The organism is Kribbella sp. NPDC004875, from assembly GCF_042873375.1.
In the GTDB taxonomy this organism is placed as follows: Bacteria; Actinomycetota; Actinomycetes; order Propionibacteriales; family Kribbellaceae; genus Kribbella.
This window is the reverse complement of record NZ_JBIALI010000005.1, coordinates 661,705-682,295: the sequence shown is the minus strand read 5'-3', so window position 1 is coordinate 682,295 and position 20,591 is coordinate 661,705. Positions and strand designations below refer to the sequence as shown.

Annotated in this window: 19 protein-coding genes; 11 read left to right on the top strand and 8 right to left on the bottom strand. The window is 69.0% G+C overall.

Annotated elements, in window-relative coordinates; translation table 11 throughout:
• The first annotated feature begins 117 nt into the window (after window positions 1-117).
• Entirely contained in the window at window positions 118-1,023 is a 906-nt protein-coding gene (locus ACFYRH_RS29750) for a DUF2785 domain-containing protein (protein WP_387782250.1), read from the top strand.
• On the opposite strand, the gene ACFYRH_RS29745 is transcribed toward ACFYRH_RS29750, so the two are convergent.
• Window positions 1,020-1,988, bottom strand: coding sequence for an endonuclease/exonuclease/phosphatase family protein (locus ACFYRH_RS29745; protein WP_387782248.1), 969 nt, complete (start codon window positions 1,986-1,988; stop codon window positions 1,020-1,022). The two genes, ACFYRH_RS29750 and ACFYRH_RS29745, sit on opposite strands and share 4 nt — an antisense overlap.
• 83 nt (window positions 1,989-2,071) lie before the next feature.
• Here ACFYRH_RS29745 and ACFYRH_RS29740 point away from each other — a divergent pair, with 83 nt between their 5' ends.
• The 3 genes from ACFYRH_RS29740 (at window position 2,072) to ACFYRH_RS29730 (ending at window position 4,795) form a co-directional block, all read left to right on the top strand.
• Window positions 2,072-2,338 (top strand): DUF3311 domain-containing protein, encoded by a 267-nt coding sequence (locus ACFYRH_RS29740; RefSeq protein ID WP_387782246.1) that lies wholly within the window; start codon window positions 2,072-2,074, stop codon window positions 2,336-2,338.
• A gap of 62 nt (window positions 2,339-2,400) precedes the next feature.
• Window positions 2,401-3,990, top strand: coding sequence for a monocarboxylate uptake permease MctP (gene mctP / locus ACFYRH_RS29735; protein ID WP_387782552.1), 1,590 nt, complete (start codon window positions 2,401-2,403; stop codon window positions 3,988-3,990).
• 118 nt (window positions 3,991-4,108) lie between these two features.
• Window positions 4,109-4,795, top strand: coding sequence for a DUF5317 domain-containing protein (locus tag ACFYRH_RS29730; protein WP_387782244.1), 687 nt, complete (start codon window positions 4,109-4,111; stop codon window positions 4,793-4,795).
• Here the strand turns inward: ACFYRH_RS29730 and ACFYRH_RS29725 are convergent.
• Together ACFYRH_RS29725 and ACFYRH_RS29720 are read right to left on the bottom strand one after the other, a co-directional pair.
• Complete coding sequence (locus tag ACFYRH_RS29725; protein WP_387782242.1) at window positions 4,757-6,034, bottom strand: HD-GYP domain-containing protein; 1,278 nt, start codon at window positions 6,032-6,034, stop codon at window positions 4,757-4,759. The genes ACFYRH_RS29730 and ACFYRH_RS29725 overlap by 39 nt on opposite strands.
• On the bottom strand, window positions 6,031-7,392 hold the full coding sequence (locus tag ACFYRH_RS29720; RefSeq protein ID WP_387782240.1) for an HD-GYP domain-containing protein: 1,362 nt from the start codon (window positions 7,390-7,392) through the stop codon (window positions 6,031-6,033). Before ACFYRH_RS29720 ends, ACFYRH_RS29725 begins: the two co-directional genes overlap by 4 nt.
• 259 nt (window positions 7,393-7,651) lie before the next feature.
• Between ACFYRH_RS29720 and ACFYRH_RS29715 the strand changes: the two genes are divergently transcribed.
• Together ACFYRH_RS29715 and ACFYRH_RS29710 are read left to right on the top strand one after the other, a co-directional pair.
• On the top strand, window positions 7,652-7,726 hold the full coding sequence (locus tag ACFYRH_RS29715) for a 50S ribosomal protein bL37 (RefSeq protein ID WP_369759046.1): 75 nt from the start codon (window positions 7,652-7,654) through the stop codon (window positions 7,724-7,726).
• Window positions 7,727-8,031: 305 nt separating this feature from the next.
• A complete protein-coding gene (locus ACFYRH_RS29710) occupies window positions 8,032-10,509 on the top strand; it encodes an NB-ARC domain-containing protein (protein ID WP_387782238.1) in 2,478 nt (825 codons plus the stop codon).
• 13 nt (window positions 10,510-10,522) lie between these two features.
• Here the strand turns inward: ACFYRH_RS29710 and rsrA are convergent, their stop codons facing one another.
• The 4 genes from rsrA to ACFYRH_RS29690 all read right to left on the bottom strand — a co-directional run bounded on the left by rsrA (window position 10,523) and on the right by ACFYRH_RS29690 (window position 13,567).
• Complete coding sequence (rsrA, locus tag ACFYRH_RS29705; RefSeq protein ID WP_355476190.1) at window positions 10,523-10,801, bottom strand: mycothiol system anti-sigma-R factor; 279 nt, start codon at window positions 10,799-10,801, stop codon at window positions 10,523-10,525.
• Entirely contained in the window at window positions 10,798-11,448 is a 651-nt protein-coding gene (locus tag ACFYRH_RS29700; protein WP_387782236.1) for a sigma-70 family RNA polymerase sigma factor, read from the bottom strand. The genes rsrA and ACFYRH_RS29700 overlap by 4 nt, the downstream gene beginning before the upstream one ends.
• Before the next feature lie 112 nt (window positions 11,449-11,560).
• On the bottom strand, window positions 11,561-12,202 hold the full coding sequence (locus tag ACFYRH_RS29695; protein WP_387782550.1) for an alpha/beta family hydrolase: 642 nt from the start codon (window positions 12,200-12,202) through the stop codon (window positions 11,561-11,563).
• A gap of 579 nt (window positions 12,203-12,781) precedes the next feature.
• The gene (locus ACFYRH_RS29690) at window positions 12,782-13,567 is read right to left on the bottom strand and encodes an SOS response-associated peptidase (protein ID WP_387782234.1); all 786 of its coding nucleotides are present in this window, start codon (window positions 13,565-13,567) and stop codon (window positions 12,782-12,784) included.
• Between the two features lie 82 nt (window positions 13,568-13,649).
• Between ACFYRH_RS29690 and ACFYRH_RS29685 the strand changes: the two genes are divergently transcribed.
• Window positions 13,650-14,102 carry a MarR family winged helix-turn-helix transcriptional regulator gene (locus ACFYRH_RS29685; protein WP_387782232.1) on the top strand — a complete coding sequence of 151 codons (453 nt, stop codon included), beginning with the start codon at window positions 13,650-13,652 and terminating at the stop codon, window positions 14,100-14,102.
• A 4-nt stretch (window positions 14,103-14,106) separates the two neighbouring features.
• Complete coding sequence (locus ACFYRH_RS29680) at window positions 14,107-14,583, top strand: universal stress protein (RefSeq protein WP_387782230.1); 477 nt, start codon at window positions 14,107-14,109, stop codon at window positions 14,581-14,583.
• Window positions 14,584-14,717: 134 nt separating this feature from the next.
• On the opposite strand, the gene ACFYRH_RS29675 is transcribed toward ACFYRH_RS29680, so the two are convergent.
• Window positions 14,718-15,548, bottom strand: coding sequence for a hypothetical protein (locus ACFYRH_RS29675; protein ID WP_387782229.1), 831 nt, complete (start codon window positions 15,546-15,548; stop codon window positions 14,718-14,720).
• Between the two features lie 274 nt (window positions 15,549-15,822).
• On the opposite strand from ACFYRH_RS29675, the gene ACFYRH_RS29670 reads away from it, so the two are divergent.
• From ACFYRH_RS29670 to ACFYRH_RS29660, 3 genes are all read left to right on the top strand, one after another.
• A complete protein-coding gene (locus tag ACFYRH_RS29670) occupies window positions 15,823-18,129 on the top strand; it encodes a sigma-70 family RNA polymerase sigma factor (RefSeq protein ID WP_387782227.1) in 2,307 nt (768 codons plus the stop codon).
• A 249-nt stretch (window positions 18,130-18,378) separates the two neighbouring features.
• Window positions 18,379-19,662: an aspartate--tRNA(Asn) ligase gene (aspS, locus tag ACFYRH_RS29665; RefSeq protein WP_387782226.1), complete on the top strand. Its 1,284-nt coding sequence runs from the start codon at window positions 18,379-18,381 to the stop codon at window positions 19,660-19,662.
• 7 nt (window positions 19,663-19,669) lie between these two features.
• Window positions 19,670-20,527 carry a phosphotransferase family protein gene (locus ACFYRH_RS29660; protein ID WP_387782224.1) on the top strand — a complete coding sequence of 286 codons (858 nt, stop codon included), beginning with the start codon at window positions 19,670-19,672 and terminating at the stop codon, window positions 20,525-20,527.
• Window positions 20,528-20,591 lie beyond the last annotated feature (64 nt).

Sequence of the window (20,591 nt, the reverse complement as noted above, 5' to 3'; positions counted from 1 at the left end):
ACCGACGAGCTTGTACCAGCCCGTCTGCTGGTCCGCTCGACAAGTCGGTGCCCGAAGGTGTTGATTGAGCAGGGACCAGCAGGTGATGGTCCCGGACGACGTGAAAGGATGCCTCGGGTGGAGTCGACGTACTGGCAGGACGTGATGGCCGCGGACTACGCGGTACCGCACGACCGTACGCTGACCGAACTCACCGAGGAGCTCGTCCGTGGGCTCGCCAGCACCAACCCGCAGGTCCGGGACGCGCTCGCCTACCCGACGCTCGCCACCTGGCTGGAGCGCGGGGTGTACGACGACCTGCTGCCGGGCTTCGGCGACGGTCTGTGCGCCGGGCTGAACTACGGTCTCGGTGAGGACGGCACGGACACGGTCTTCCGTCGCTCGTTCACCGCGCTGACGCTCGCGGAGGTGATCCACCGCGACAACGCCGAATTCCTGGTGCACGACGAGGTGGTGATGCGCTGGGGCGACCGGCTGGCGACCTGGCTGCTGCGCGAACGCGACCTGCGCGGGTACGTCGCCGACTGCGGCTGGGCGCACGCGGTGGCGCACGGCGCGGACGCGATCGGGGCGCTGGCGAGGTCCCGGCACTGCGACGCCGGGGTGCTGCGCGCACTGCTCGACGTCCTCGCGGACCGGATCGTCAAGGACACGCCGTACCGCTGGGTGCACGAGGAACACGACCGCGTCGCGCACGCCGTGATGACGATCCTGCACCGGAACATGCTCACCAGTGACGAGCTCGAGCGTTGGCTGAAACCGATCGCGGCGACCGCCGGCCAGCAGCCGCTGATGCACGAGACGCTGCCGGAGTGGCCGTCGCCGCCGGTGTTCAACGCCCGCGGTGTCCTGCACGTCCTGCTCAGCCAGCTCGCGATCGGCGTGAAGGGCTTCCCGATCCCCGGCGACGACGAGCTCTTCGGCCGCCCGATCGAGGCCCGCGCCGACCTGCTGCTGATGCTCACCGAAGCGGTCCAGGCCTCCCAGCCGTACATCTACCGCCCGGCGACCACCACCTCCTAAGGAAGCAACGCCACTGTCGCCACGACGGCCCGGTGGTCGGTCCCCTGGACCGGGTACGTCGTGAACCGTCCCGGCTCGAACCGGCGCGAGACCACCACGTGGTCGATCTGCGTCCGCAGGACCACCGGCTGGTCGGCCGGCCAGGTGCCCTGCAGTCCGTCGCCGACGGACGGGCCGACGCTGCGGCAGTAACCGCCGAGCGCCTGCCGGAAGTCCGCGTGGTCGACGGTCGCGTTGAAGTCGCCCGCGACCACCGTCGGCGGCTCCTCCGTGCACCACTGCCGGACCTTCTGCAGATCGTGCTTCCAGGTGGTGACGGCATCCGGCAGTGGCGGGTAACCGTGGTACGCGATCAGCCGGATCGCACCGAGGTTCCCACCCGTCACGACGATGTTCCCGAACGTCGTCCCGGGCTCCGAGGCGAACGTCACGTCGCCGAGCGCCGCCGAGACCAGCACACTCGTCGCACTCGGCGCCGCCCGGCTCGGCTGTACCGTGAACCCCTTGTACTGCTGGTCCTGCAGCTGCGCCCGGATCTCCTCACGGACGTCGACCTGTGCCTCAGGCAACGAAACCAGGTCCGGCTTGCGGTCCCGGATCACCTGCGCGACGTCCGCGGCATGCGCCCCGCCGCCCAGCACGTTGGCGACCATCACGGTCAGCACCCGGGACCCGGCCGGCGCTTGACGCGCGTGCGAGAACTGGCGCGGCACGGTGAGCGCCGTACCGACCAGGGCGAGGGCGGCCAGCAGCGTGGCGGCGATCCGCCAGCCGCGGCGGACCAGCATCAGCAACGCGAGCACCAGGAGCACGACCAGGCCCTGCGGGCGGAACGCGGCGAGCTGCGTGAACGGTGTCACCTCGTCCAGACCGAACAGTTCCGGATACAGCGGCACAGCAACGAAGACGAGGAGCAGGACGGACAGCACGACGCGCCGGACGAACCATGCGCGTTCGTTATCCATGATCAATCCTGAAGGTCTGGTCGCGTGTCCGGACGAACGGTAGCGTGCTCGGTTGCGCCTGCTGTGTCCCGAGGAGGTTTGCAGTGTCCCGATTGTCCGCGGTGAGACCCGCGTACTGGATCTCCGGAGTGCTCCTGGTGGTGGCGGTCGTCGTACCCCTGCTGGTGCCGACGTACGCCAAGAAGGACCCGCACCTGTGGGGTTTCCCGTTCTTCTACTGGTACCAACTGCTCTGGGTGCTGCTTTCGGCGGTCCTGGTCAGTATCAGTTATCGCCTCGTCCGCGCCGAGGAGCGCAAGCGGCGGGCGGCCCAGGGACTCGGTGACCCCGAGAAGGAGGACGGCCGGTGAACACCAAGGTCGACTGGGTGCAGCTCACCATCGTCGTGGTGATCTTCGCCGTCGTCACCGCGATGGGCTTCCTGGCGGCACGCTGGCGGAGCGCCGGCCACCTCGACAACCTCGACGAGTGGGGTCTGGGCGGTCGCGGGTTCGGCACGTTCGTGACCTGGTTCCTGCTCGGTGGCGACCTCTACACGGCGTACACGTTCATCGCCGTACCGGCCGCGATGTACGCGACCGGGGCGATCAGCGGCTTCTTCGCGGTGCCCTACACGATCGTCGCGTACCCGATCGTGTTCGTCTTCATGGCCCGGCTGTGGTCGGTCTCGCACCGGCACGGCTACGTCACCCCGGCCGACTTCGTCGGCGGGCGGTACGGCAGCAAGCTGCTCACGCTGGCGGTGGCGGTGACGGGCATCCTGGCCCTGATGCCGTACATCGCGCTGCAGCTGGTCGGTATGCAGGCGGTCTTCGAGACCATGGGCCTGGGCGGCAACAACACACTCGCCAAGGACCTGCCGCTGCTGATCGCGTTCGCGGTGCTCGCGGCGTACACCTACTCCTCCGGGCTGCGGGCCCCGGCGATGATCGCGTTCGTCAAGGACTTCCTGATCTACGTCGTGATCCTGGTCGCGATCTTCTACCTGCCGCACGTGCTCGGCGGCTGGGACGGGATCTTCAACGCGGCGCAGGAGAAGATGGCCAAGCCGAACCCGGTCACCGGGAAGCCCACCGGTGCGTTCATCCCGGGCGAGGCCGGCTACGTGTCCTACTGGACGCTGGGTCTGGGCTCCGCGATGGCGCTGTTCATGTACCCGCACTCGGTGACCGCAGTGCTGTCGACGAAGACGCGCAACGTCGTACGGCGGAACGCGGCGATCCTGCCGGCCTACTCACTGCTGCTCGGTCTGCTCGCCCTGCTCGGCTTCATGGCGATCAAGGCGAACGTCAACGTGAAGGGCCTGGACGGCCTGGCCAACCCGCAGCTGGCGATCCCGCGGCTGTTCGACCAGGAGTTCCCGTCCTGGTTCGCCGGCATCGCGTTCGCGGCGATCGCGGTCGGCGCGCTGGTGCCCGCGGCGATCATGTCGATCGCGGCGGCCAACCTGTTCACCCGCAACATCTATCGGGCCTTCATCAAGCCCGAGGCGACACCGTCCGAAGAAGCCAAGGTCTCCAAGCTCGCGTCCCTCCTGGTGAAGGTCGGCGCGCTGGTGTTCGTGCTCGGGATGGACAAGACGATCGCGCTGAACCTGCAGCTGCTGGGTGGTATCTGGATCCTGCAGACGTTCCCCGCGATCGTGGTCGGCCTGTACACACGCTGGTTCCACCGGTACGCGCTGCTCGGCGGCTGGGCCGTCGCGATGGTGTTCGGCACCATCTCGGCGTACAACGTGGTGAACCCGGCGACCAAGAAGCACTTCGGTGGGTCGCTGGCGAACATCCCGTTCACCAACACACCGGCGTACATCGCGCTGACGGCGTTCGTGCTGAACGTGCTGGTCGTGATCGTGCTGACGTTCGTGTTCCGGGCGCTCAAGGTGCCGGACGGCCAGGACACCACGCACCCGGCGGACTACACCGCCGACCGTGGCGACCCGGGGGTCGAGGACCTGCCGGAGATCGTCGACGAGGGCGGGGCGGCGACCGCCAAGTCCTGAGTCATCGAGTGGCGGCGGTCCGGAACACCCGGGCCGCCGTCACTTTTTGCTGTTAAGTCGACACGCTGCGGGATCAGCTTGCCCGGTTTCGGGCTGCTGATTCGGCAGAATCTCACCCGTGCTGCTGGTCCTCCTCGTCATGGTGCTCGCTGCCGGGGCGGCCCTCGCGACCGGCGGCCGTTTCGCGCACCTCGCCGACAACACGCTGACCGGCGTGCACTGGCTGGCCGCGGCCGCGATCGGGCAACTGCTCGGATCGCTCTTCGGCGGGACGGCGTACCCGGTCGGGCTGATCGGATCGGCGGTCTGCATCGCGGTGTTCCTGCGGATGAACCTCCGGCATCCGGGCGTCGGTCTGCTGGCGCTGGGGTTCTTCAGCAACGCGATCGTGGTGGCGCTGAACGGCGCGATGCCCGTCTCGGTGCAGGCGCTGACGCGCGCCGGGGTCGGCGACGCGTCGGTCACCGACCCGCGGCATGAGCTCGCCGGCGCCGCGACACGGCTCCGATGGCTCGGGGACGTCGTACCTGTCGCGCTTCCCGGTCTGGGGCAGGCGGTCAGCCCTGGCGACGTCCTGATCGCTGCGGGCGCCGGGCTCCTCCTGTACGCCGGAATGGGCGCCTCGGGGCGGGTCTCGAGCACCACAGCACCCGTCTGGGACGCCCTGGAGCCTTGCGCCGGCACCCCGGCCCTCCTGTCCCTGTCCCCCAAAGCCAGCCGCGAACTCTCCAGCCCGGAGCCCTCGGAAACTCCAGGACCAGTGGCTTCAGAAGCGGAAGCCGCGGCCGACGATCCGGCGGAGTGACTCGACGACGACCGGGTCGTACTCGGCGCCGATCCCCAGCCCGATCGATTCCATCGCCTTGTCCGGCGACTGCCCCGACCCTTCCCCCACCAGCTGTTCGTAGGCGAGGGCAACGTTCACGATCCCACTCTCCACCGGGATGTCGGAGTTGTTCGCCCGCCCGTGCCGGTACGGATCGTTGGAGTGCCGAACGATCTCCGCCACATGATCCAGCACCCCCGACCGCTCGATCACCGAAGCCCCGATCTCCGCCGCCCGCTGCCGCTCCTCCCGGGTCCGCAACAACGAGGCCCCACCCGGACTGGGATCCGCCAACGCCAGTTGCCCCACCCCCGACAACAAAGCCGCGTACTCCAACGCCTCCATACGGTTCGGCGTCAGCCCCAGATCATGCCCGATCGCCACCGCCAGCTGCGCGGTTCGCAGGTTCTGTCCAGGCGTGCTGAACCCCGCGATCTCGGTACTACGCGCCATCGACCGGACCGTCGTCCGATAGGTCCGCTGCGCCGCCGCGAACCGCCGAAACGCGAACTGCGTCAGCAACAACGGCACAACCACCAGCGGCACGGCCCACAACCCGACCAGCGACGTTCCCGCGGCGAGCATCACGCCGCTCAGCCCCATCGCGATGCCGATCCGGCCCATCACCACCAGTTCGTCACGCAAGGCGGCGGGAAAGGGCACGTTCAGCTGTTCCGTCGCCTGCCCGGCGCCGACCACCGCATCCACCAGACCGGCGGCGAGAACGCCGAGGACCATGGCACCGACCAGCGGTACGCCGTGGCGCCACGTGCCGTCCCAGTCCAGGTCGCTCGGGGTCACCGCCTCGAAGACGACCGCCGCGCACCAGACCGAGATGATTCTCCGGCTGGAGACCACCAGGTCCCAACGCAGGCCCGCGATCGCGCGTGGCACGATACCGGCGAGTGTGGCCAGCCAGGTGACCGCGATGACCTGCGCGAGTTCCGGTGACTCGCTCAGCGCCGGACCACGCAGCATCACGTAGGCGAGCGCGGCACTCGTCGCGATCGGCGCCCGGTTCTTGGTGCCGTCGACCCGGAACTGCACCATCTCACCGACAGCGATCAGCAGCCCGAAGACGGCCGCGAACGCCCACTCGGTGACGCCGTGCCGGACCGTGAGCAGCAGCCCGGCGACACCGACGACCGAGCCCACGCAGAGCGCAACCGCACCGCTGCCGAGCTTTCTCGGGTCGAGGCCCTCGTCGATCTGACTCATGTGGGACCCGCTGCGGAGCCTGATGCGCCACCGCCGCTGCCGAGGCTGAGGTCGTCATGATCGATCCCGACCCGGACCGTGCCGTCCGGTGCCGGCTGCTCCTTGCGCGCGGCCCTCCAGCCGTGTGTCTTGATGACCTCGATGAAGGCGTCGACCAAGTCGGGGTCGAAGTGCGTCGTCCGGTCCTTCTCCAGGATCGCCAGGGTCTCCTCGACGCTCCGGGCCGGGCGGTAGGACCGGGTCGAGGTCAGCGAGTCGAAGGCGTCGACGATGCCGATGATGCGGGCGAAGTACGGAATGTTCGTGCCGCTGAGGCCGGCCGGGTACCCGGTTCCGTCGTACTTCTCGTGGTGATGGAGGACCGCGGACTTCACTTCCTCGAGAAAGGGAATGTTCCCGATCAACTCGACACCGCGCGCGGGGTGCAACCGGATCGCGTCCATCTCGGAGTCGTCCAGCCGCCCCGGTTTCCGGATGATGCTCGTCGGTACGCCGACCTTGCCGACGTCATGCAACAGACCGGCGTACTCCAGCGCCTGCTGGCGGTGTTCCCGCAACTTCAGGAACCGGCCGAGCATGCCGACACCGTCACTGACCCGTTCCGAATGCCCACGGGTGTACAGGTCCTTGGTCTCGATGACCTGGATGAACGCCCGCATCGCCGCCGCCTGCGCACGGCGCTCCGCCTCGTCCTGGTTGAACGCCCACCGAGCGACGATCAGCGGCACCATGATCAACAGACCGGCGACGATCTGCAGACCACCGATCCAGACCACCGCCATGAGTACCCCCAGAAGCCCGTAACCGAGCATCGGCAGTGCGGTCGATCCGACGACGTCACTGAAGAAGAACAGGACGACCTTCGCGCCGCGCTCGAGGCCGAGCACGGCGGCCATCATCACGGCGTTCGTTGCCTGGTGCAGAAGTCCGGCGACCACGACCGCGACAACGGCCTGGGGTGCATGCGTCAGGACCGCGTCACCTGTCGGCCCGTTGAGGAGGGTGAAGCCCGCGGCGCCGGCAGCAGCGGGCAGGATCCACTGCGAACTGTTGTAGACGCGCTTCATCAGGGGAACGTCGCGCGGCTGCATCAGCGAGCCGACACCAGCAACGACCACAGCGGACGCGGGACCGCAGATCACGTACACCGACATGACCACGATCGTCGCGAGGCTGGCTCCACGAGCCGGGCCGTGCGGAAAGCGAAGTGTGCTGGCGGCAAGAGCCACCACACATAGTTGAACGGTTGCCGAAACGTCGTCGACCCTGCGCAGGGCGGTCACCCAGACCACCAACGCGAGGATCGCGACAGCTGTCACCAGCAGGCGTAGCGCCGAACGGTGCAGCGTCGTCGTCATCACACGCCTTCAGATCAGAGTCACCACTCCCAGACGGCCGTGCCCATGATAAATCACCTCCGATCAGCGGCGTAGTCTTGAACTCGCCGGGAGGCGGGTCCAGGGGGGCAGACAGCGCACTGCTGACTCGTCTGAATTCTGCTCAAGCGTGTCGCGCCGAAACACTGTAAACCCAACCGTGACCCGCCGGAGAACATGAGCAATCCGGCATGGTATGAGAGACTGTGACTCTTTGCAGTTGTTTCAAGGAGGCTTAGAAATGGGCAAGACCGGCCGCAAGCGCCGCGCACGCAAGAAGAAGGGCGCAAACCACGGCAAGCGCCCGAACGCCTGAACTCAGGCGGCTACTGACAGCGAGGACCCCGGAGAAATCCGGGGTCTTTGCGATTTGGTCACAGCTTTACGCCAGACCAGCAATACGAGAGGTTCGTATTCGGAGAGTCTCCGAGCGCACACCGAATGCAATACTTTCAAACGATCGTTGGGCTACTGCGCCCGCTTCGTCTGGTCCCGGCACCTTCATCAGCGCCTCCGGGCCCTCGCTGTGGATAACGACCACCGGCATCCCGCGGATCATCCTAGAGTTGGGCCCGGACGTTTCCGGTACTGACCGAATCCAGCCGGTCGAGGAGCGAGGAGGTGGTTCACCTGTCGACGCCGAGCCTGAGCGAACTCCTTCGCACCCTGCGCACGCGTGCCGGGCTCACCCAGGCCGCCCTCGCCGAGAAGGCAGGGCTCAGCGAGCAGGCGATCAGCGTGCTCGAGCGCGGTACCCGCAGCCGGCCGCGAATGGACACCGTTCGGTCGCTCACAAAAGCGCTTGATCTCACGGTTCCGGAGGCCGAGCAATTTCTCACCGTTGCCCGCGGCAAGCGACAGAACGCGAAGGATACCGCTGGGGGAACCAATGCACAGCCCTCTGCGGAGCGGTATCCCATGCCATGGCAGCTTCCGCCCGCAGCTCCGGACTTCACCGGTCGCGGTGCGCAGATGGACGCCATACTTTCCGTTCTGCGCACTCCGGCCGGGACCGAGAGCAGTGCTGTGGGTCTCGTGGCCGTGACCGGGATGGGCGGCATCGGCAAGACCACGCTCGCCGTCCAGGCCGCGCACAGCTTGGCCTCCAGCTATCCCGACGGGCATCTCTACCTGAATCTGCGCGGGTACGGTCCGGGCGATCCGATGAGTACCGCGGACGCGCAGCGGCACCTGCTCCGGTCGCTCGGCGTCGACGTCCAGATCATTCCGGACGATGTCGCGGAATCCACCGCGCTGTTGCGATCCCAGCTCGCCGGCCGCCGGGTCTTGATAGTTCTCGACAACGCCGCTGACACCGCGCAGGTGCTGCCGCTGCTTCCGGGCCGGGCCGGTTCGGCGGCGATCGTCACCAGTCGCGGGTCGCTGGTCGATCTGGCGGGGGCTCGGCAGATTCGTCTCGATGCCCTGTCGAAGAACGAATCGCTGGAGTTGCTCACCGAGGTGATCGGCTCGGCGCGGGTGGCCGCTGAGCCTGCCGCAACCGAGGTGCTGGCAACGTTCTCGGGCCGACTGCCACTGGCGGTGCGGCTCATCGGCGGCCGGCTCGCAGCCCGGCCGACCTGGCCGATTCAGCACTTCGTGGATCTCCTGCAGGACGAGGAGAGGCGGCTCGACAGCCTCGGGTCCGACGAAACCGGCGTCCGCGCGAGCATCGCCAGCTCCGTTCGATTTCTGGAGGCCAGTGAGCGCGACCTGGACCGCCGGGCCGCGCGAGCCCTGCCCGTGCTGAGCATTCCGGACGGATCGGACCTGCTGACCGACGTCGCTGCGTCGCTGCTCGAGATTCCACTCCGGCAGGCGGATGCGATCCTGGAGCGTCTCGTCGATCTGAATCTCCTGGATTCCGTTGCCCCGGCGCGCTATCGGTTCCACGACCTGATCCGCGCGTACGGGCGGGAGACCGCCGACCAGACGATGACCCAGGACGAACGCGACCAGGTCCTTGCCCGCGGCCTCGAGTTCTACGTCGCGGCCGGTTGGGCCAGCCAGTCGCTCACGCACTCGACGAGCCCACGGCTGCCGTTGGCAACCGTCCGTGACGCCAACGTCCCGAAGTTCCGCAACCGGGAACAGGCTTTGCGCTGGCTGGACGCCGAGCAGCGGAACCTGATGGATCGCTTCCGGCAGGCCCAACGCTTGTCCCTGGCCGGGTCCAGGCTGCTCCCGGAGCTGGCGCTCGCGTTGTTCGGGTACCACGAATCGCGACGCCGGTGGCTCGAGATGCGAGAGCTCGGCGAGGGTGCGATCCAGCTCGCCGAGCAGCACGGCCTCAAGCAGGCCGCTGCCTGGCTTCAGCACGACCGGGCGATCCCGCATGCGGAGAACGGCGATGCGGCCGGCGCGGTGGAGTGGATCGTCGGAGCGCTCGCGATGTTCGGCGAGATCGGCGACCTGTTCGGCCAGGCCCGTTGCTGCTCGTCACTGGCGTACTTGCTCGGCCTGCTCGGACGGATCGACGAGGCCCTGGAGTACGGCCGCGAAGCGTTGGAGCTGAGCCGCAGGATCGGCGACGCAACGCTCGAAGGCGTATCCCTGACGGCCCTCGGAAGCCTTTACGACCGGGCCGGTGATTTCCGGCGGGCCGACGAGGCATTCGACGCCGGAATCGCCTTGGCCGAGCGCGCCGGCGATTCCCGTTCCGCCTTCAAGCGCTACCTCAACGCGGGCTTCGCCCACCTGCAGGCCGGGCGCTACCAGGAAGCCGTGGTCCTGGGCCGAAAAGGTCAGCGGATCGCCGAGCGGACCGGCGACGTGGTCTTCCGCGGCGAGAGCCACCACCTGCTGCTGGCGGCGCACGCGATCCAGGGCGACTACGACACGGCGCGTGCCCATATCGAGGCGGGGTTGCCGCTGGCGCAGGCTTCCCGGGACGCGCTTCGGGAAGGTCGGCTGTACCTCGAGCTCGCGAGAATCGATGCCGTGCGCGCCGAGCGACTCCTGGCCATCGAACACGTCACCACCGCTATTGCGCTGCTGCACAAAACATCAGGTGTTCATGAAGCCGAAGCTCAAGGTCTCCTCGAACGACTTGAACGCGGAGAGCTTCCCGGCTATGTCCTCACCCCGCACCCGATCTGATCGGATGCGTCATTCAATCCGTGGTGGTGATGGTTGTTTCTACCTGGATTTGGGTGAGGCGGAGGAGGATTTTCTGGCGGAGGGCGTCGGGGGCGTGGTCGGAGCCGCAGGAGCGGTGGACCAGTTTCTTGACGCAGCGTTCCAGGTCGTACTCGTCCAGGCAGGGGGCGCACTCTTCGAGGTGCTGCCGGATCTCGTCGGAACTGGCGTCCTCGAGTTCGTTGTCGATGAAGACGTAGACCCGCTGCAGGATCTCTCCGCAGTCGACGTCGTGGGGCTCGCCGCAGCTCACGACTCCTCCTTCTGCGCGGTCGCGTCGTCGTCCGACGGCGCCGCGTCCGTACTCTCGTCCGAGGCGGGGATCAGGCCACGGTCCCGGGCGTAGTCGCCGAGCAGGTCCCGGAGCTGGCGCCGGCCGCGGTGCAACCGCGACATGACGGTGCCGACCGGGGTGCCCATGATCTCGGCGATCTCCTTGTAGGCGAAACCCTCGACATCAGCCAGGTACACGGCCAGCCGGAAGTCCTCCGGGATGGCCTGCAGGGCGGACTTGATGTCGGAGTCCGGCAGGTGCTCCAGCGCGACCGCCTCGGCCGACTTCAGCCCGCCGGGAGTGTGCGACTCGGCGGCGGTGAGCTGCCAGTCCTCGATCTCCTCGGTGGGTGACTGCGTCGGCTGACGCTGCCGCTTGCGGTATCCGTTGATGAACGTGTTCGTCAGGATCCGGTACAGCCACGCCTTCAGGTTGGTGCCCGGCGTGAACTGGTGGAAGGAGCTGTACGCCTTCGCGAACGTGTCCTGCACCAGGTCTTCGGCGTCCGACGGATTACGGGTCATCCGCATCGCCGCGGCGTACATCTGGTCCAGGAAAGGCAGTGCTTCGCGCTCGAACCGCGCGGTGCGCTGCTCGGGTGTCTCTGTCGTGGTGGGAGTCGGCATCGTGATCGAGAATACCGGTGACTTCCCAGTACTCCGCTCCGGAGCCACTCTCGTCGCCATCATGTTCGTCACAACACGCCCGGTCGCGGGAGCATTCCCCCGGTCGGCACCGTTATCCGGACACCTCGCGGATCACCCATTCGAACACCGCTTCGATCAGCAGGTCGTACGTCTCCTGCTGGTCGAGCTCGGCCCGCTTCGGCACCTTGAAGGAGTGGTCGGCGTCCGGCACCACGGCCATCTCGGTGAGCGGCGGGAACTCCTCGGGCGTCCCGAACGGATCCCGCTCCCCCTGCACCACGAGCGTCGGCAGCCCGACACCCTGCAGCTCGCCGACCCGCGATTTCTCCGGTTTCCCCGGCGCGTGCAGCGGAAAAGCCAGCGCCAGTACGCCGGAAGCTCCCAGCCCGCCCGCCGTTCGGCAGGCCACCCGGGCGCCGGCGCTGCGGCCACCGATCACCAGCGGCGTACGCACCCGGAGCTGCCCGATGATCGAGATCCAGGCCTCGTCGAGCACCTTCGGCGCGGGCGCGAGCTTGCGGCCGGCCCGCCGCCAGGGCTGCTCGATCAGGAACACGTTGATGTCCTGCTTCGGCAACCGCGCCGCCAGCGCGGCCAGGTCACCGGACTCGATCCCGGCGCCGGCCCCATGACCGAGAGCCAGCGTCGCCACCGGCCGGCGGGCCCGGTGCGCCACGATCCGGGCCTCCCCGTGCGGCGTCCCCACAATCCGTTCGTCGGTCACCCGCCCCATCCTGTCATCACCCATCCCCCCATCCGCACCAAACCACGCTGCGCCGCCCCGCCTCTCCTCCCCACCCCCGTGTAAGCGGCCGGCGCTCAACCCTCCCGACCGTTTGAGGGGCCGACCCCTCACACGGTGGGGTGCGGAGCCGGAATTTGCGTCCGCATCCCACCACCTGAGGGGCCGACCCCTCAAACGTTCCCGCCGTGACAGGGACGAGGCAGCGCGAACGTGGAGGCGGCGCGGGGCCGGGGGCCGCGCGGGCAAGGACGGCGCGGGGCCGGGGGCCGCGCAGGGAAGGACGGCGCGGGGCCGGGGGCCGCGCGGGGAAGGACGGCGCGAAGCGGGGCCCGCGGGGTGGACTGGGCCAATCGTTGGAGGGGCCGGCTCCTCACTGCGTGGGGTGCGGAAGCGAATTTGACCTCCGCATCCCACCCGCTCAGGGGCCGGCCCCTCACTGCGTGGGGTGCGGAAGCGAATTTGACCTCCGCGCCCCACTCGCTCAGGGGCCGGCCCCTCAAACGGCGTGGGGTCGGCGCGGCGGGGGCGGGGCGGGGGCGGGGGTGGGGGTGGGGGTAGGTGAGGGGGTTAGAAGAGGGTGGTTGGGGTGTCTACCGGGTCCTCGCCGTCCGGGGGGAGCGGGTCGAGGAGGTGTGGGCCGTTGTTCTTCACCGAGCTGACGGCCTTCGACACCGCGTACGCCTCGAGGCGGCCCGGGGCGGCGGGGACCAGCAGGTCGAGGAGGTCGTCGGTGTTCGACGAGAGTGGGTCGAGCCAGGCGTCGTACCGCTCGCGCTCGACCAGGAGCGGCATCCGGTCGTGGATCCGGCCGAGGTCGTCGGTGGACGAGGTGGTGAGGATCGTGCAGGTCCACAGCCAGGCGTCGTCGGACTCGGCGTCCTCGACGGTACGGTCGCGCCAGATCTCGTACAGCCCGGCCATCGCCAGGACACTGCCGTCCGGCGGGTGGATGAAGTACGGCTGCTTGACCGGCTTGCCGTTCTTCTTCTCCTCGGCGGTGTACCACTCGTAGTACCCGTCGGCGGGCAGGATGCAGCGCCGGGTCTGGAAGGCCTTCTTGAAGGCGGGCTTCTCCGCGACGGTTTCCATCCTGGCGTTGATCAGCCGGTTGCCGATCGAGGTGTCCTTGGCCCAGGACGGCACCAGCCCCCACTTGACCGTGGTGAGCTTGCGGATCGTCGCGTCCGGTACGTCGCGATCCTTCCGCTCGACCACCGCGACGACCTGGTTGGTGGGCGCGACGTTGTAGTTCTCGCCGAGCTCCTCGACCGACTCGCGGACGTTGCCCGCCTCGATCTCGAACTCCGCGACGAGGTCGGACGGGTTCCGGCTGGAGGCATACCTACCGCACATGACGCCAGCCTAGACACCCGCACCGACAAGCAGCGGCGCACTTCCATAACCGCATCTATATAGACAGAGCTATACTTATGCCATGACCCCACGCAGTTCCGCGGTCGGCGAGGTGCTCTTCGGCCTGGCCGCCGTGGCGATCCGCAAGCGGCCGCGCACGCTGAGCCTGACCGCGACCTCGGTGCTGTCCACCCTGGAGCGGACCGGGCCGCGCCGGCTGACGGACCTGGCCGTCAGCGAGGAGGTCACCCAGCCGTCGATGACGGCGCTGGTCAAGCAACTCGCGGACCTCGGCCTCGCCGAGCGGCGCCGGGACCCCGCCGACGCCCGGGTGGTGCTGGTCGCGGTCACCGCGGCCGGGAGCCGGCAGCTGCGCGAGATCCGCAACGCCGGCGCCTCCACGCTGACCGGCCTGATCGACAAACTCGACGACCAGGACGCGGGCGCGCTCGACGCGGCGCTGCCGGCTCTCCTGCGTCTGATGGAGCTCGCGGGCGAGAGCCAGGACGAGCGCACTCCCGCACCGAAGAGGTGACCAGATGAACTACGACGCCGAAGAACGACGCGCCCGGATCTCGGCGGCGCGCGCCATCGGTACGCCGGCCATCGTCGTCGGGATCGACGGGTCGGACACCAGCTGGGACGCCTACGCCTGGGCCGCCGGCGAAGCGCTGCGCACCAACGGGCAGCTCGTCGCGGTGCACGTGATGCCGTACGCCGAGCCCGCCGCGCTCGGCGTCCCGTACGGGTACGCCGCCGCGCACAGTGCGCGGCAGGAGTTCGCCGCGGAGATCGAGGCCGAAGCGGTACGCCGGGCCGCCGAGGTCGGCGTACCGGTCAGCTTCGTCGGGGAGTACGGCGACGCGCTCGGTGCCCTCGCCGACATCGCCCGCTCGGTCGACGCGCATCTCGTCGTGGTCGGCCGCTCCGCGAAGCGCTGGCACCGCCTGACCGGTTCGCTCGGCCACCGCCTGACCTGCCGCAAGGACGCACCCGTCGTCGTGGTCGTCCCCTGATCCCCGGCCGCCGACAAAGAGCAGACAACGAGCAGACAAAGGCAAGCGGCGGCGGATCGCCCACCCCGTGTTAGGCGATCCGCCGCCGGACTGATGCGCCCGGCCGCCCCCCTGTTGGCGTCCGGACGCAGGTCTCAGGGTCTGGTCAGCTCGTCGAGCAGCCGGCCTGCCATCGCGTCACTGCCGGGCAGGCCTTCGATCCAGATCCGGGCCAGCTGGGGTACGTCGGTGTCCAGCCGCCACTGCGTGATCAGGGCTCGTACCGTCGCGACCTGCTCCGGCAGGTTCGGCTCGCGGCCGACGAGCGCCGCCGCGCGGTGTGAGCCGACGCGGCCCAGTACGTCACCGCCGCAGAAGACGATCCGCAGGCATTCCGCGACGTCGACGAGGCGGAGTTCGCGCTCGAACGGCGACGTGCCCGCGGGATTGAGCGGTTCGACAACCACCAGTGCATGGGTTTGCGGTACGGAAGTTCCACGGAACTCCGCCTCTCGGTAGAGCTCGCCGAGGCGGGACCGCAGGTGCGCCAGGCTGGACAGCCCGGTCAGCGGGTCCTCGCAGGACAGCGAGTGCAGGTAGACGAGCGAGGCCTCGGCCCAGCTGGAACTGAGTGCGCGTACCGCATCGAAAGCCGGCTCGCCCCCGGCGATCGAGCGGTACAACGCACTCAGCCCATCAAGTGCCTCCACCAGCGAGACGCCGTCCGTCGCCAGGCGACGTCCGACCTCGTCCGATGCAGGCACGACATCGGCTCCGTCCCGCAGCGCCTCGGCGATCGCGAGATAGGCGCTGTGGTCGGTGCCAGCTGTGCCGTGCGGCTCCCTCCGGCCGCGCGGTTGCTCGATTGGGTCCTGGGCGGACTCGGACGACGCTTCCGGCCGGATCCGGGCGGGCGACCCCGCCAGGTTCAGGGACTTGGCCGGACGCAGGTCGAACCGTCTGCGGATGTCCGCGAACAGCGACATGGCCCTCCTCGAATAGCCCCGTCAGTCTCCCGACCGGGCGGCCGGAAGCGTCGTACGCCGATGAGACAGAGCCGGTGACGCTTCATGACGCGGATTCGCAGAACTTTTTTTCGCGTAACTTCGGGGCTGGTGTTCTCGTCAGGAAAGCGGCACAGTTCCGCGTCAGGAAAGATGCGCTCGGCCGTCACATCTGGGAGCCTTGTCCTCGGCAACTAAGTGACGGACCGTCACTTTGCCGAACAGAGAGTTGTCACTCAGCCCACGGGGGAGATGGATGGAGACGCCGGAAGGCCTGCCGGACGGACCGAGCGACGCCGAACTGATCGCGCGGGTCCGCAACGGCGACCTGGAGGCGTACGGCGAGCTCTATGCGCGGCACCACCACGCCGCCGAGCGGATGGCCCGCCAACTGGTCCCGGCCAACGACGCCGACGACCTCGCCAGTGACGCGTTCGCGAAGGTCCTGGACGCGCTGCGGGCCGGCGGCGGTCCCGACATCTCGTTCCGCGCCTATCTCCTGACGACCGTACGGCGGGTGCACGTCGACCGGATCCGCGCCGGGAAGAAGGTGCAGTCCACCGACGACATCGCGGCGTACGAGCGGGAGCCGGAGAGCTTCGACGACCCGACCGTCACCGGCTTCGAGAGCGGTGCGGCGGCGAAGGCGTTCGCGAGTCTGCCCGAGCGCTGGCAGGCGGTGCTCTGGCACACCGAGGTCGAGGGTGAGAAGCCGGCCGCGATCGCTCCCCTGCTCGGCCTGACCGCGAACGGCGTGTCCGCGCTCGCCTACCGCGCCCGTGAGGGACTGCGGCAGGCGTACCTGCAGCAGCACCTGGCCGATGTCGCCGGCGACCGCTGCCGCTGGACGACCGAGCGCCTCGGTGCGTACGTCCGCGGCGGCCTGACCAAACGGGAGAACCGCAACGTCCGCGAGCACCTGGACGACTGCGCGAAGTGCACCGCGGTCTATCTGGAGCTCGTCGAGGTCAACAGCGCACTGCCGGCGCTGCTCGCCCCTGCCCTCCTGGGTACGGCGGGCCTCGGCTACCTGGCCGCTGCCTCGGGCGCCAAGATCGGCCTGGTCGGCTTCTTCGTCACGGGCTGGAAGAAGGTCACCGAGAACGGCACCCGGACCGCCGTCGCCGGCGGTGCCGTGGTGGTCGTCGCCATCGCCGCCGCGCTCGCCGCGATGGCGCTGACCGGCAACGACACTCCCCCGGCCGCGATCGACAAGCCGCCCGCGCAGCAGCCGACCCAGCCGCCGGCGCAGAAGCCCACGCAGCCGCCCGCCAAGCCGCCAACGGTGAAGCCCCCGGTCAAGCCGCCGGCGTCGCAGCCGACGAAGCCGCCGACGACTGCGCCCACGACTGCGCCGACCACCGCGCCGACGCAGCCGAGCGCGACGCCGACGCCGACCGCGACCACGTCGGTCCCGGCCACGCCGCCGCCGAGCAAGCCGACCCCGCCGAAGCCGACCCCGACCACACCGATCCGCTACCCCGGCATGGTGACGATCAGCATCCCGGCAGGCGGCGGTTCCCCGGCCTTTGACGGCAGCCCGACCGTCCAGACCAGGTCGGAGTCCGGCGCCGGGGTCCGGTTCGTGATCACGATCAAACCCCCGGCCGGCAACACGAACCCGGTGCAGATCACCTTCAAGTACGGCGCCGAGCTGACCTGGCCGATCACCAGCAACCCGCCCGGCTGGACCTGCAGCGAGGCGACCGCGACCTGTACGGCGTCCTCCGCAGCGAAGCCCGAGCCGATCGCGGTGACCTTCGACGCGCCGACCGGCGGCTCGGTCAGCGACCGCACCTTCATGGTCGACGCCAAGACCGGCCGCCTGTACGACTACGCCTCGCGCACCCTGGACGCCGCGCGGAGCACCGACGAGAACCTGCTGAAGATCGTCGACGGCAAGGCGGACCCGGATGTCCACCACCGGATCATCACCGTTGCCCCGCGCACCGGTCGGTCCAAGGTGACACTGAAGCTCAGCTACGGCTCGGCGCTGGAGTGGCCGATCGCGGCCAAGCCGGCCGGCTGGACGTGCTCCCGCAAGACCGCGACGTGTACGGCGGCGAACCCGGACAAGCCGGCCCAGTTGCCGGCCGACTTCGACGTACCCGACGACTCGTCGGTGGCGGCGCGGACGTTCACGGTGGCGGCGACGGCGGACCTGGTCAGCGACACCGACTCCGAGGTGCTGGCGCCGGTCCAGGACGACGAGTCGCTGCTGCAGATCCTGACGCCGACACCGCACGACGACCCGAACCCCTTCGTCTACAACCGGTTCCTGAAGGTCAACGGCGCGCAGGGCCGCAAGGTGACCTTGGACATCTCGTGGGGACGCAACCTGGTGTTCCTGCCGTCGTTCGACTTCGGCTGGACCTGTGAGCGGGCCAGCGACGTTCGGCGGGCGACCTGCTGGACGAACAGCTACAAGAAGCCGCTGAACTCGGAGTGGAATGCCTGGCCGCTCGGCAACGGGTCGAACAACGCGTTCTCCGTGCACGCCCGGGTCGGCGGGCGCCAGGACACCGACAGTGTGCAGATCCCGCCGTCGACGACGCGGCGGTGAAATGCGGTTGCCGGGTCCCCTATCCTGGTGATGTTCGCGCTGACGGAACCGAGTAGCGCCGTACACCACGTCCGAGAGAGCCGCCGGCAGCTGTGAAGGCGGCACGTGGAGCGGTGGCGAAGACACTCCCGAGCGACTGCAGTGCAAGAGGCCAGGCCCGTCGGGCCTGGTGAAGGTGTGGTGGCACCGCGAGATTCCCCTTCGCCCACACCTCCGGGGTTCGAGAAATGACCTGGAGGTGAAACAGCAATGCGCATTCTCAGCCATGAGATCCCCTCAGCAGTAGGCCAGTCCGTCACGGTGGCCGGCTGGGTGCACCGAAGACGTCGGCTCGCCGCCGTCAGTTTCCTGATCCTGCGGGACCGTTCCGGCCTGGCGCAGATCGTCGTCAAGGGCTCGCCGGAACAGCTCGACGAGCTGACCGAGGAGACCGTCGTCGAGGTGACCGGTACGGTCGCCGCGAACGCACAGGCTCCCGGTGGCGCCGAGATCGTCGACCCGGTGATCACGCCGCTGACCGAACCGGCCGCCACGCCGCCGATCGAGCTGTGGCGTCCGACCGTCGGCGCGGGGCTGCCCGTCGTCCTGGACAACGCACCGGTCGCGCTGCGGCATCCGATGGTGCGGGCCGGGTGGGAGATCGCCTCGGCCGCCATGTGCGGGTTCCGGGAGGCGCTGAGCAGTCAGGGCTTCACCGAGATCCAGACCCCGAAGATCGTCGGTACGGCGACCGAGTCCGGCGCCAACGTGTTCGCGCTGGACTACTTCGGCGAACCGGCTTATCTGGCGCAGTCGCCGCAGTTCTACAAGCAGCAGATGGTCGGCGTGTTCGAGCGGGTCTTCGAGGTCGGTCCGGTGTTCCGGGCCGAGCCGCACGACACCGTCCGGCACCTGGCCGAGTACGTGTCGCTGGACGCCGAGTTCGGGTTCGTCACGGACCATCGCGACGTGCTGGTGATGCTGCGGTCGGCGATCGCCGGGATGCTGTCGGCGGTCGGGGCACGGGCCGGCAGCGCGCTGGAACGGCTCGGCCTGGAGCTGCCGGAGATCCCGGTCGAGGTGCCCGTGCTGCACTTCAGTGAGGCGTTGAAGATCGCGGGCGCGGACCCGGACGAGCCGGACCTGGCACCCGCGGACGAACGGGCGATCGGCGAGTGGGCGCTTCGCGAGCACGGCAGCGACTTCGTCGCCGTCGAGGGCTACCCGATGGTGAAGCGGCCGTTCTACACGCATCCGCAGCCGTCGGACCCGCGCTGGTCGAACTCGTTCGACTTGCTGTTCCGCGGCATGGAGCTGGTCACCGGCGGGCAACGGTTGCACCGGTACTCCGACTATGTCGCGGCCCTCGAGGCGCGGGGCGAGTCGCCGGACGCACCGGCGTACAGCTCGTACCTGCAGGCGTTCAAGCACGGAATGCCGCCGCACGGCGGGTTCGCGATCGGCCTGGAGCGGTTCGTCGCCCGGCTGACCGGTGCGGAGAACATCCGCGAGGTCACGTTGTTCCCCCGCGACCTGCACCGCCTGACCCCCTGAGGACACTGTGACGGAGACCACCGCGTCGGTTGTCGCCGAGCTGAACGTTGCCCTGGGCACCAGCTATCGGCTCGTCCGGCAACTGACCGGTGGCCTGCAGACCACGGCGTACGAACTGACGGACGGCACCACCCGGGTGATCCTCAAGTGGAGCGAGGATCCCGGGTGGGCGCCGCGCGTCCGGCGAGCGGCCGGCCTCGTTCACCGGGCGCGCGCCGTCGGGTACCCGACACCTGCCTGGCTTGCAGTAGGTACGACGGCCTCCGGGGCGCCGTACGAGCTGCAGGAGTTCGTGACCGGCGCGCCCGCGCCTCTCGACAGGGAGCTCGCCCGGCAACTGATCGCGATCTGCGAACTGCAGCGGGACCTCGTCCCGGAAGCCGGTGTGAGCTGGTCGGGCTGGTCGCGCGGTGTCGTCTTCGAGGACTGGGACGGCGTCTGGCCCCGAGTGCGTGCGTACGGCGGTGCCACCGCAGAGCTGATGCGGCGGTTCGAGGTCCTGTGCGAGCCGTATCAAGGCGAGCAACTGCCGGAAGACGATCTGGTCCACGGTGACCTGAATGTCGGCAACCTGCTCGTCGACGACGGGCGGATCGCCGGGATCGTCGACATCGAGGCGGCCGGGTGTGGATCCCGTGCGTACGACCTGGTCACGCTGGCGATGTCAGCGGCACGGGACGGCGCCGCGACCGGCGTCGACGAGTTGTTCGTGGAGGCCGCGCTCCGAACGTGTGGCCGGGCCGCTGTCGCGGTGTGCGCGGCGGCGTCGTACGCGAGCTGCGCGGAGTTCGCGCACCAGCGCTCGACGTACTCGCTCAGCCGTGTGAACCACGGCGCCCGCCGCCTGCTAGAGCTGCTCGGCTAGCGGGGCCTGAGACAGGAAACGGTGCCCGGAGACGGGTTATTACCTGTCCCCGGGCACGGCTTCC

Excerpts from the sequence above, each read along its gene's own strand:
- ACFYRH_RS29720 (WP_387782240.1), bottom strand. The coding sequence starts at position 7,392 with ATGACGACGACGCTGCACCGTTCGGCGCTACGCCTGCTGGTGACAGCT.
- mctP (WP_387782552.1), top strand. The coding sequence starts at position 2,401 with ATGGGCTTCCTGGCGGCACGCTGGCGGAGCGCCGGCCACCTCGACAAC.
- ACFYRH_RS29680 (WP_387782230.1), top strand. The coding sequence starts at position 14,107 with ATGAACTACGACGCCGAAGAACGACGCGCCCGGATCTCGGCGGCGCGC.
- ACFYRH_RS29725 (WP_387782242.1), bottom strand. The coding sequence starts at position 6,034 with ATGAGTCAGATCGACGAGGGCCTCGACCCGAGAAAGCTCGGCAGCGGT.
- ACFYRH_RS29690 (WP_387782234.1), bottom strand. The coding sequence starts at position 13,567 with ATGTGCGGTAGGTATGCCTCCAGCCGGAACCCGTCCGACCTCGTCGCG.
- ACFYRH_RS29685 (WP_387782232.1), top strand. The coding sequence starts at position 13,650 with ATGACCCCACGCAGTTCCGCGGTCGGCGAGGTGCTCTTCGGCCTGGCC.
- aspS (WP_387782226.1), top strand. The coding sequence starts at position 18,379 with ATGCGCATTCTCAGCCATGAGATCCCCTCAGCAGTAGGCCAGTCCGTC.
- ACFYRH_RS29745 (WP_387782248.1), bottom strand. The coding sequence starts at position 1,988 with ATGGATAACGAACGCGCATGGTTCGTCCGGCGCGTCGTGCTGTCCGTC.
- ACFYRH_RS29675 (WP_387782229.1), bottom strand. The coding sequence starts at position 15,548 with ATGTCGCTGTTCGCGGACATCCGCAGACGGTTCGACCTGCGTCCGGCC.
- ACFYRH_RS29670 (WP_387782227.1), top strand. The coding sequence starts at position 15,823 with ATGGAGACGCCGGAAGGCCTGCCGGACGGACCGAGCGACGCCGAACTG.
- ACFYRH_RS29700 (WP_387782236.1), bottom strand. The coding sequence starts at position 11,448 with ATGCCGACTCCCACCACGACAGAGACACCCGAGCAGCGCACCGCGCGG.
- ACFYRH_RS29695 (WP_387782550.1), bottom strand. The coding sequence starts at position 12,202 with ATGGGGCGGGTGACCGACGAACGGATTGTGGGGACGCCGCACGGGGAG.